Below are 10571 nucleotides of genomic sequence, written 5' to 3'. Positions count from 1 at the left end.
GCGGCTTTTAATAAAAAGGTTGTTTTTACTATTCTCCCAGGAATGGGTATCTGTAATCTGTTGCAGTTACAAAAGTTTCCTTGATAGTTCTTGGTGAGATCCATCGATATAAGTTAAGGATAGATCCTGCTTTGTCATTGGTTCCACTTCCACGCGCACCTCCAAAAGGTTGTTGTCCCACAACGGCTCCTGTAGGTTTGTCATTGATGTAGAAGTTTCCTGCGGCATTCTGTAATGCTTTGGTAGCTTCCGCAGCTGCGTAACGGTCTTGAGAAAGAATTGCTCCGGTAAGTGCATATTCTGAGTCATCTACCAGCTTGAGGGTTTCATTCCATTTTTCATCCTCATAAAGGTACACGGTCACAACAGGCCCAAAAAGTTCGGTACACATTGTACTGTATTTTGGGTTCTCTGTAAGTATAACTGTAGGTTCTATGAACCAGCCCTTAGATTTATCGTAATTTCCACCAACTACTATTTCTGCATCGCTGTCATTTTTTGCAGCATCAATGAATTTTGCCAGCTTGTCGAACGAAGCCTCATGAATTACCGCAGTGATGAAGTTGCTCATATCTTCGGGTGATCCCATCTTGAAAGACTTCACATCTTCTATAAGGTAATTTTTAACTTCTGCCCACATACTTTTAGGGATGTAAACCCTTGAAGCAGCACTACATTTTTGTCCCTGGAATTCAAATGCTCCTCTCGAAATAGCCGTTGCAACCTGCTTTGGTTTTGCACTTGGGTGGGCGATAATGAAATCTTTACCCCCGGTTTCTCCCACAATACGCGGGTACGACCTGTAGTTATGTATATTTTCTCCTATTTGTTTCCAAAGGTTCTTAAACACCGTGGTGCTTCCTGTGAAATGAAGTCCGGCAAAATCCCTGTTCTCAAGAATAGTGTCTGAGATCATTTTTGGATCTCCCATCACCATATTAATTACCCCATCTGGCAATCCGGCTTCCTTAAATACTTCCATAATTACCTGGGCCGAATATACCTGCGAGTCGCTTGGTTTCCAAACTGCAACATTCCCCATTAATGCAGGGGCCGAGGGTAAATTACCGGCAATAGCCGTAAAATTAAATGGAGTTACTGCATATACAAAACCTTCAAGAGGGCGGTATTCAAGCCTGTTCCATGCTTCCGAAGAAGATTCCGGTTGTTCCTCATAAATGCGTGTCATGTATTCTACATTGAAACGAAGGAAGTCTATCAATTCACAAGCCGAGTCAATTTCAGCCTGAAATATATTCTTAGACTGCCCAATCATGGTAGCAGCATTGATCTTGTAACGGTAAGGCCCTGCAATAAGCTCGGCTGCTTTCAGGAAAACTGCTGCTCTTTGTTCCCATTCAAGATTTGCCCATTTTTCGCGGGCATCAAGCGCAGATTGTATCGCCTTTTCCACATGCTCTTTTGAAGCTTTATGATAGTCACCAAGGTGATGCTGATGATCGTGCGGCGGATTCATAGGTGCTGTATCACCAGTTTTGATCTCTTCGCCACCAATATAAAGTGGTACCTCTACCTTGCTGTTGTACAATTCTTTATAAGCCTTTAAAACGGCTTCTCTTTCGGGTGTTCCCGGGGCATATGACTTTACGGGTTCATTTACTGCCTGCGGAACCTGGAATACACCTTTTCCCATACTGTTGTAATTTTTTTTGATTTCTAAATGTATGGTCGTAAAGGTAAAAAAATTAAAATAGTTTTACTTACTCAATTTTTTACTGAACTTTACTCAAAATCAGCACCTAAAAGGTAAAAAATCTTAATTTTTTCATAATGTGTACGGTTACTATCCTGCCTTTAAAAGGCCATAATTCGTTTGTTCTTACTTCCAATCGTGATGAGGCTCCGGGGAGGCAAACGCTACCGCCAAAAACCTACGAGGTTGCAGGCTCAAAAATGGCATTTCCGAAAGATGTTTTGGCCGGGGGCACCTGGCTGGGAGTGAGCGATCGCAAACGTGCTATTTGTCTGCTGAATGGTGCCTTTAAGAAGCATGAAAGAAAACTGCCTTACGGCAAAAGCAGGGGAGTGGTGGTAAAAGATCTATTGGCTGCTGAAGATTTTACTGAAGCTGCGGAAGAATATGAGCTTTCTGAAGTCGAACCTTTCACCATTGTAGCAGCCGATTGGCAAAAAGGGCTCTTTTTTGCTGAATTTGTTTGGGACGGAAGCGAAAAACATTATAAAAAATTACCTCTGAAGCCTCACATCTGGTCCTCAAGTCCGCTTTATTCTGAAGAAATGAAGCAGCTTCGGGAAGAGTGGTTTTTAGAACTTCAACTTCAGCAGAAAGAGAATATTAATCCCGAAGCTCTTCTCAATTTCCACTTTTCAGCAGGAAAAGGAGATAAGGAACAGGGTGTGATCATGGACCGCGGATTCGTAAAGACCGTGAGCGTTTCTCAAATTATTGTTTCCGAAGGGCAGGCAGATTTTTTCTATAAAGATCTCGCCACAGATAAGGTGTCAAAAATGACATTTTAGAGCGGTAAGCTGTGGAAATTCCAAAAATACAAGCACCAAATTCCAACAATATTCCGTAGTCTGCTTTTTGGATGGACTTGAACCTTAAACCTTAGGGAAGGTTTCAAAAATGCCATTTTAGAGAGGTAAGTCGTGGAAATTCCAATAATTCAAGCACCAAATTCCAACAGTATTTTAGAAGTCTAATTTTTGGATGGACTTGAACTTTAAACCTTAAACCATGAAAGATGAGGTTTCCAAAATGCCATTTTAGAGAGGTAAGGCGTGGGAATTCCAATAATACAAGCACCAAATTCCAACAATATTACAGTAGTCTACTTTTTGGATTGAGGAAAAGATGAGGTTTCAAAAATGATATTTTATAAGGTGATTTGAGGATGTGATAATTTGAAGATTTGAAAAAGTTCCAGATACGCTAAAATAATGTAACTCCGAACGGAGTTGACGTAACCACAAACTTTGAACGTTAAACCTTGAACTAGTTTAGCGCAAATGGGGCACTGAGTTTAAAGGAGGGGATGGTGACCCTGAATTTCCTGGTAGAAGTAAAATTGATCATGCTGTAAAAGCCGCTCATAGATCCAAATGGTGAGGTGAGCAGACATCCGCTTTTGTAGGTGTGGGATTCTCCGGGTTTTAGAACCGGTTTCTTTCCAATTACTCCTTCACCTTCCACAATTTCTGTGCGGTTAAGCGCATCTTTTATCTTCCAGAACCTGGAACTGAGTTGCACAGAATCTTTGCTTTGATTCTCAATAGTGATTTGATAGCCAAAGGCGAAGTGGACTCTATAGTTTTTATAGAAAGTCCCTTCAAAATTTGTTTCTATAGAGATTTTTATGCCTCTGGTAATTTGTTGAATCATGCTAGTAGATCGCAAATGAAGCCAGCACCGAAAATATGAATGCTAATAAAGCTAAAGTAAAGAATATAATATTTATTATAATAAACTTTATCAACGTTTTAACTCTTCCCTGTCCGTAGAATTTTCTAAAAGCTTTATAGAGGTAAAAAGCGAAGATGAACATGGCAAGCGCGGTGGCAAAATTGCTGTTGAAGAGCGTATTAATGCCCACTGCTATTCCAAAAAGCACAAACCAGGTGGTTTGATTGTGGAAGGTAAAGATGAGGTGTTCCATGTATGTGAAAGGCCTCCTTAAATAAAGCAGCCAGATGAACAGCGCAAACACCGGAAGGTAAAAGAAGATGATGAACGGCAGCTTGCTGTAAAAATAACTCCAGAAAAGATTAGCATCTGAACCGAATATTTTTGAGTTCACGGTTTTCTTGTAAAACCATTGATTAAAGCGGGAATTTGAATAATTGAGGCTGTCTAAAGCAACTTTGGAATTTCTCATCCCGGTAGCTTCATAATGATCTGAAAATACCTGCCATTGCTTTATTCGGGCATTTAAAAAGCTCATGGTATCCAGATCTTTTTCCGCAATATATTCTGGGGTTGAGACGCTGTCGTTGGCAGGAAGAAATACTTCTAAAGGCGGGTTTTCTATACCCTGGGCGGTTAAAATGGAATCAACTTCCTTTTGTTCTTCTGCACTGCCTTCCAGGTCGAAGTTAATGGGTGATTCAACTTCGTGAGTGACACTCCAAAGCAGGAAAAAAATAATGGAAGCGCTTAGGTAAAACCGGTAAGGATTGGCATAGCGCACCCTCTTTCCCTGAATGTAATCTTTTGAGATTTTTCCGGGTTTAAAAAGCAGGGCTCCCAGCGTTCTGTAGAACCGGGAATCGTAAGCAAAAATTCCGGCAAAAAATTCGTTGAAAAAATCGTTAAAAGCCAGCTTTTTGGTACTGTTAAGCTGACTACAGTTTGGGCAAAACTCATCACTGATATCAAGAGGATGATGGCAGTTTAGGCATTCTGTGCTGCGGTACTTCAGTCTATGCCGCTCCTTGTATATCTTCGGTAAATTTTGACCCTCGTTCATGAGAAACTATGCAGATAACTTAATTGCTGATGTTTAATGAAGTAGCTGAGCCCATTCCAATAACCCTGGTAAACCTTCCGCCGGGAGGCAGGTAATAGATAAGCACGGTATAATCGTTTTCGGTACTAACAAAATTTCCGCTTATAAAACCTTCATCAAGAATGCCATCCTTCCGAAGAAATACATATTTGTAATCGTAGTATCCCTGTTTGAAGAGGCGTGCCGTTTCATAAGCGCCGGAGTTAGGGTTGTATTCGAGTTTTGTGCTTTCATCAAGCACGAAATTATTAAACTCGCCGTAAAGATGTACTTCACCTCCTTCAAAAGGCTCTGGGGCAGCGAGGGCAAAATGGGTCCACACGTAGCCGGCCTCAATGTCGTCTTCAAGCGCTTGAAATTTTCTCACCAAAAATTTTCCGTTGATATCGGGATTATAGGTGTAGGGTTTAAATGCCCTTATTGCGTCTGGGAAGAGGTAATGATGATATAGGTCCTGGAGGTCAATGTACTGTATTTTTACGGTTGCCGCCCGCAGATCTTTGCTGTCAAAACTAAGGAATTCGTTACCGGCCCAGAAGGAAGTGAGGTCATTGTATTTATAAATAAGGCTGGTGCCAATGTGGTACTGTGGGCGTATGTTGTAGATCGCGGTTTTTAAATTGTTGTTTTGAAGGATAACCGCCCAGGTTGATTGTTCCGGGTTGCGAATAATGAATTCGGGCGAGTCTACTTCAAAATTCACCACGTGTTTTGTTTGAATATTTCTCACTTCCGAAGATTTTCGCACGGCTACCTGCACACGGGTAAGAGGTTCGTAAACAATGAACTTTCGGGAGAATACCAGTTCTTTATTATCGTTAAAGATCTTTATTAAATAATTACCACTAACCTTAAGCGAGCGGGTATTGTCATTGGGGATGCGCAACTCGTAGTGAGAGTAAAGCTGAAGCGTGTTGAAAGAATTCTCATAGTTAGTAATGCGAACGTTATCAAAGCCTTCTAAATACTCATTTTTAAGCAGTTCTGAAGGTGTCCAGTCGTAATTAAAATGCTCAATAGTGTAATAGTAATTGGCCTCATCGCCTACCAGGTCGTCAAAAGTGAGCAACAGAGGTTCTCCCAGTTTAATAACAGGCACTCCGCTATACTCGTTAGAGCCAGTAAAGATTACGGTTCTTATAAAATTTGGAGGAGGATTTTCTACCGTCTGTGCGGCAGCAGAAAAAATTCCCAGGAGTAAAAAGAAAAAGAAGGATAAGTTTAACTTCATGCACCAAAAATAAATTTAAATATACTCAAAAACTGATTAGCATCATTATTTGTTCACTTTAACAAAATCTAAGGGGAATTTATTCATTTTAAATTGGGATTTGTGGGTCGGAAATGAGTAAATTTGCCCGATTTTAAATGAAATTTAACACTTCGTCCTATGTCCAACGACATTAGAATTAAAAGAGGGATTACGCTTCGCCTGAAGGGTGAAGCCGACAAGACCCTTGTTGACGCACCCCGCTCCAAAACCTATGCTGTAAAACCGCCCGATTTCCATTCGGTCATACCAAAGATGGTGGTAAAAGAGGGTGCAAAAGTAAAGGTGGGTGATGAGCTTTTCTTTTCTAAATACACCGATAAGATTCGTTTCACTTCTCCTGTTAGTGGTACTTTAAAGGAAATTGTGAGAGGAGAGAAACGCCGCATTCTTGAGGTGGTGATCGAGGCTGATGCTTCAGATGACTACCGGGAATTTGGTACTCTTGATCCTTTAAACGCTGATGCCGATGCTGTAAAAAGCCGCATCCTCGAAAGTGGAAGCTGGGCTTTCTTTAATCAGCGTCCTTACGATATTCCGGCAGATCCTGAAGATACCCCAAAAGCTATTTTTGTTTCGGCAATGAACACTGCGCCGCTTTCTGCAGATGTGGAGTTTATCCTGAAAGACCGCATGGAGGCTTTTCAGGCCGGGCTTAATGCCCTTACCAGGTTAACCCCGGGGAAGGTGCATGTTTCTGTAAACGGACAGGGTAGTGGAGTCTTTAAAGGTTTTAAAAATGTGGAAATTCATAACGTTTTTGGTCCGCATCCTGCTGCCAACGTGGGAGTGCAGATCCATAAGCTCGATCCAATCAATATGGGAGATCGGGTTTGGACCGTTAAGCCTGAAGATGTTGCAAACATTGGAGATCTTTTCCTTAGCGGTAGGTTCACGCCAGTACGTACAGTAGCTGTGTGTGGAAGTGAGGCAAAGGAAAGAAAATACTTTAGAACACGAATTGGAGCTCCGGTAATTGACCTGTCGGGTGCTGTAGATACAAAAAATGTAAGGGTGATTTCCGGAGATGTTCTCACTGGAGAGCAGGTGAATACCGGGCAGTATATCGGCTTTTTCCCAAATGAGCTTACTTTAATACCCGAGGGTAATAAGTATCGTGCATTTGGATGGTTACCGTTTACCTACAATAACATTCCTTCTAACTCACGTACTTCCTTAAGCTGGATGTTCCCAAATAAGAAATTTGAGGTGAACACTAACCTACACGGTGAAGAAAGAGCATTGGTGGTGACAGGGGAAATGGAAGAGGTGATGCCAATGGATATTTTCCCTATGCAGTTGTTAAAAGCCTGCATGGCGGCAGATATTGAAAAAATGGAAAATCTTGGGATCTATGAAGTGGCTCCCGAAGATTTTGCACTTGTAGATTATGTGAATACTTCAAAAATAGAGGCGCAAGAAATAATACGCTTAGGGCTGGATCTCATGATCACCGAAGTTGGATAAACTGTTTACTATGGAATGGATTAGACAAAAATTAGATAAATTTAAGGAGCCCTTTGCTAAGGGTAAGAAACTTGAAAAGTATTCTCCGGCAATTAATGCGCTTGATACTTTTCTTTTTACTCCAAATCACACTACTAGAAAAGGTGCCCATGTGAGGGACGCGGTAGACTTAAAGAGGGTGATGATCACTGTGGTGATCGCCCTGCTGCCGGTGCTGCTTTTTAGTATGTGGAATGTGGGATACCAGTACCTCAAACAAATTCAGCCTGAAGTTGACTTCTGGGATGCATTTGGTCACGGTGCTCTTGAGATCCTGCCAATGATCGTAGTTTCCTATGCGGTAGGTTTGGGAATTGAATTCGCTTTTGCCATTTTTAGAGGGCATGAAGTGAACGAAGGTTACCTGGTAACCGGACTTTTAATTCCTATGATCATGCCTGTAGGCTTGCCTTTATGGATGCTTGCAATTTCGGTTGTATTTGCTGTTATAATTGGAAAAGAAGCTTTTGGAGGAACGGGAATGAATATTTTAAACCCTGCTTTAACAGCCAGGGCCTTTGCTTTCTTTGCTTATCCAACATATATGTCGGGTAACCAGGTATGGGTAATGAACGCTTCCCAGGTAGATGGTGTATCTGGAGAAACTATTTTAGGAACTCTTGCAGCCGGACAGCCGGTTGAATACACTACCATGGATATGTTCTGGGGAATGATTCCCGGATCAGTTTCAGAAACTTCAGCAGCATTGTGTCTGCTGGGAGCACTCTTCCTGATCTTTACAAAAGTAGGAAGCTGGAGAATCATGTTGAGCGCAGTAGTGGGAGCTTCTGTAATGGGCTTGATTTTTAACGCGCTTCCTGCAATGGGAGTGGAAGGTAACTCACTTACAAATTTCCCCTGGTACAACCATCTTTTAGCCGGAGGTTTGGCTTTTGGTATTGTTTACATGGCAACAGATCCTGTTTCGGCTGCTCAAACCTATAAAGGGAAATGGGTCTATGGATTTCTTATAGGTTTCTTATCAGTTATGATCAGGGTGTTTAACCCTGCATATCCTGAAGGGGTGATGCTGGCAATACTGTTAATGAACGTATTTGCTCCAACTATAGATCACTATGTGATTCAGGGTAATATTAAACGAAGAGTGAAAAGAAAGGCAGCAGGTATTAACAAACAAGTTGAAACTGTAGTATAGTTATGGAAGAGAAAACAGTAAATAAGACGAACACCAACTCGTACACATTCATTTTCGCCATCGTTATGGTTGTGGTAGTAGGTGTTGTTCTGGCCTTTGCCGCTACCTCGTTGCAGCCAAGGCAATATGAAAACATGCGCCAGGAAAAGATGCAGAACATCCTTGCGACAGTAGGTGTTGAAACCGACAGGGCCGGAGCCGAAGCTTTATTTGAGCAGTACATTAAAGAACAACTTGTTCTAAATAATGAGGGGCAGGAGAAAGAAGGAGTGAATGCTTTTGATGTTGACCTTGCCAAAGAGCTTAAAAAGGTTGATACAGAGCAAAACTTTCCGCTTTATATAGCCGAGGTTGACGGGGAAACCTATTACATTATTCCGCTTAGAGGAGCAGGGCTTTGGAATGCCATTTTTGGATACATTGCTCTACAGGATGATGTAAATACCATCAAAGGAGCCGTGTTTGATCACCTTGGGGAAACTCCGGGACTTGGTGCCGAGATTACTCAGGAGTGGTTTAGAGAGCGCTTTACCGATGAGAAGATCTTTGATGAGAATGGAGAACTTATAGGGGTATCTGTTGTTAAAGGAAACAGCAGTACTTCTAAGGATGATAATAAGGTTGATGCAATTTCGGGTGCAACTATTACCGGAGATGGGGTTTCAAATATGATTTCAGAGAGACTTCAGCATTACCTGCCTTATTTCAAGAGCAAAACAGAATTAAACGTTGCAAGTAATTTATAGTTATGGCACAGGAGACAAAAAATAGACCTGAGCAAATTGCTGAGGTAGACAAGGAAAGTAAGAAAGATGCAATGATCCTTTTTCTTTCTGATTCAGAAGAGAAAGAGCACTTTTTATCAAGAGCCAACAGAAAGTTACTTTCAGATCCTCTTAACGATGATAACCCTATTACCGTTCAGGTTCTGGGGATATGTTCTGCACTTGCGATTACGGTGCAATTAGAACCTGCTATTGTAATGGCAATTGCGGTAACTGCGGTTATGGCTTTTAGTAACATGATCATTTCAGCACTAAGAAACCTAATTCCAAACAGGATTAGGATTATCGTTCAGCTTGTGGTAGTAGCCTCTTTGGTGGCATTGGTAGATCAGGTACTTAGGGCTTATGCTTACGATGTAAGTAAACAACTATCGGTATTCATTGGTCTTATCATTACCAACTGTATTGTAATGGGACGTCTTGAAGCTTTTGCTTTAGGTAATGGTGTCTACAAGTCTTTTCTTGATGGTATTGGAAATGCTGCAGGATATGGTTTGATCCTTATTATCGTAGCATTCTTTCGTGAGCTTCTTGGGGCTGGTAAGCTTTTTGGCTACGAGATCCTTGGGCACAAAGGAGCTACACTGGCAGAATCTACAGGGCTTTACGCTCTTGGATATGAGAACAACGGTTTAATGCTCCTTTCTCCTATGGCACTTATAGTGGTAGGGATCATTATTTGGGTACAGCGCTCAAGAAACCGTAAATTAATTGAAGCCTAATCTATAACTTCAAAAAAACCGACTATGGATTATATAAATTTATTCGTACGAAGCATCTTCATTGAGAACATGATCTTTGCATATTTCCTGGGAATGTGTTCGTACCTCGCAGTATCCAAGACCGTTAAAACAGGGGTTGGATTAGGTGCAGCGGTGATCTTCGTATTGACAATGACCGTGCCCATCAACTTTTTACTTGATAAATATCTCTTAAGGCCGGGTGCACTTTCCTGGTTGAATGAAGAATATGCAACCATCGACCTTAGTTTTCTAAGTTTCATAATGTTCATCGCCGTAATTGCAGCTATGGTACAGCTTGTAGAAATGGTAGTTGAAAAGTTTGCTCCCGCACTTTATGGTGCCCTGGGGATCTTCCTTCCGCTTATCGCAGTAAACTGTGCTATTCTTGGAGGTGCGCTGTTCATGCAGCAAAAAGATTTCTCGGGTATTGGGGAAGCAGTAACTTATGGTTTGGGAAGTGGAATTGGCTGGTTCCTGGCTATTCTTGGAATTGCAGCTATTCGTGAAAAAATCGCTTATTCAAACGTTCCTGCGCCGCTTAAAGGTTTGGGGATCACTTTTATAATCACCGGACTTATGGCTCTTGGATTCATGAGTTTCATGGGAATCAAAATATAGAGA

General features: G+C 41.5%; 10 protein-coding genes. 6 read left to right on the top strand and 4 right to left on the bottom strand.

Annotated elements, in window-relative coordinates; all coding sequences use genetic code 11:
* Positions 1-28: 28 nt before the first annotated feature.
* A complete protein-coding gene (pruA, locus tag V5739_RS02590) occupies positions 29-1654 on the bottom strand; it encodes an L-glutamate gamma-semialdehyde dehydrogenase (RefSeq protein WP_345599078.1) in 1626 nt (541 codons plus the stop codon).
* A gap of 137 nt (positions 1655-1791) precedes the next feature.
* On the opposite strand from pruA, the gene V5739_RS02585 reads away from it, so the two are divergent.
* Positions 1792-2502: an NRDE family protein gene (locus tag V5739_RS02585; protein ID WP_423819535.1), complete on the top strand. Its 711-nt coding sequence runs from the start codon at positions 1792-1794 to the stop codon at positions 2500-2502.
* Positions 2503-2980: 478 nt separating this feature from the next.
* Here the strand turns inward: V5739_RS02585 and apaG are convergent, their stop codons facing one another.
* The 3 genes from apaG to V5739_RS02570 are packed head-to-tail and all read right to left on the bottom strand — an operon-like array spanning position 2981 to position 5721.
* Positions 2981-3367 (bottom strand): Co2+/Mg2+ efflux protein ApaG, encoded by a 387-nt coding sequence (apaG, locus tag V5739_RS02580; RefSeq protein WP_266069461.1) that lies wholly within the window; start codon positions 3365-3367, stop codon positions 2981-2983.
* Between the two features lies 1 nt (position 3368).
* Positions 3369-4451, bottom strand: coding sequence for a DUF3667 domain-containing protein (locus V5739_RS02575; RefSeq protein WP_423819534.1), 1083 nt, complete (start codon positions 4449-4451; stop codon positions 3369-3371).
* A gap of 19 nt (positions 4452-4470) precedes the next feature.
* On the bottom strand, positions 4471-5721 hold the full coding sequence (locus V5739_RS02570; protein ID WP_423819533.1) for a DUF5103 domain-containing protein: 1251 nt from the start codon (positions 5719-5721) through the stop codon (positions 4471-4473).
* A gap of 159 nt (positions 5722-5880) precedes the next feature.
* Between V5739_RS02570 and V5739_RS02565 the strand changes: the two genes are divergently transcribed.
* Genes V5739_RS02565 through nqrE form a run of 5 tightly spaced genes read left to right on the top strand, consistent with a single transcriptional unit; the run spans position 5881 to position 10568 of the window.
* The gene (locus V5739_RS02565) at positions 5881-7227 is read left to right on the top strand and encodes a Na(+)-translocating NADH-quinone reductase subunit A (protein WP_423819532.1); all 1347 of its coding nucleotides are present in this window, start codon (positions 5881-5883) and stop codon (positions 7225-7227) included.
* 10 nt (positions 7228-7237) lie between these two features.
* The gene (locus tag V5739_RS02560; protein WP_266069465.1) at positions 7238-8422 is read left to right on the top strand and encodes an NADH:ubiquinone reductase (Na(+)-transporting) subunit B; all 1185 of its coding nucleotides are present in this window, start codon (positions 7238-7240) and stop codon (positions 8420-8422) included.
* Between the two features lie 2 nt (positions 8423-8424).
* A complete protein-coding gene (locus V5739_RS02555) occupies positions 8425-9168 on the top strand; it encodes a Na(+)-translocating NADH-quinone reductase subunit C (RefSeq protein WP_345599071.1) in 744 nt (247 codons plus the stop codon).
* A 2-nt stretch (positions 9169-9170) separates the two neighbouring features.
* A complete protein-coding gene (locus V5739_RS02550) occupies positions 9171-9929 on the top strand; it encodes an NADH:ubiquinone reductase (Na(+)-transporting) subunit D (protein ID WP_266069467.1) in 759 nt (252 codons plus the stop codon).
* Between the two features lie 24 nt (positions 9930-9953).
* Positions 9954-10568: an NADH:ubiquinone reductase (Na(+)-transporting) subunit E gene (gene nqrE, locus V5739_RS02545; protein WP_266069468.1), complete on the top strand. Its 615-nt coding sequence runs from the start codon at positions 9954-9956 to the stop codon at positions 10566-10568.
* The last annotated feature ends 3 nt before the right edge of the window (positions 10569-10571 follow it).

It is taken from the genome of Salinimicrobium sp. TIG7-5_MAKvit, from assembly GCF_049569215.1.
Taxonomy (GTDB): domain Bacteria; phylum Bacteroidota; class Bacteroidia; order Flavobacteriales; family Flavobacteriaceae; genus Salinimicrobium; species Salinimicrobium profundisediminis.
The sequence above is the reverse complement of the archived record's forward strand: the minus strand, read 5'-3'. Positions and strand labels throughout refer to the sequence as shown.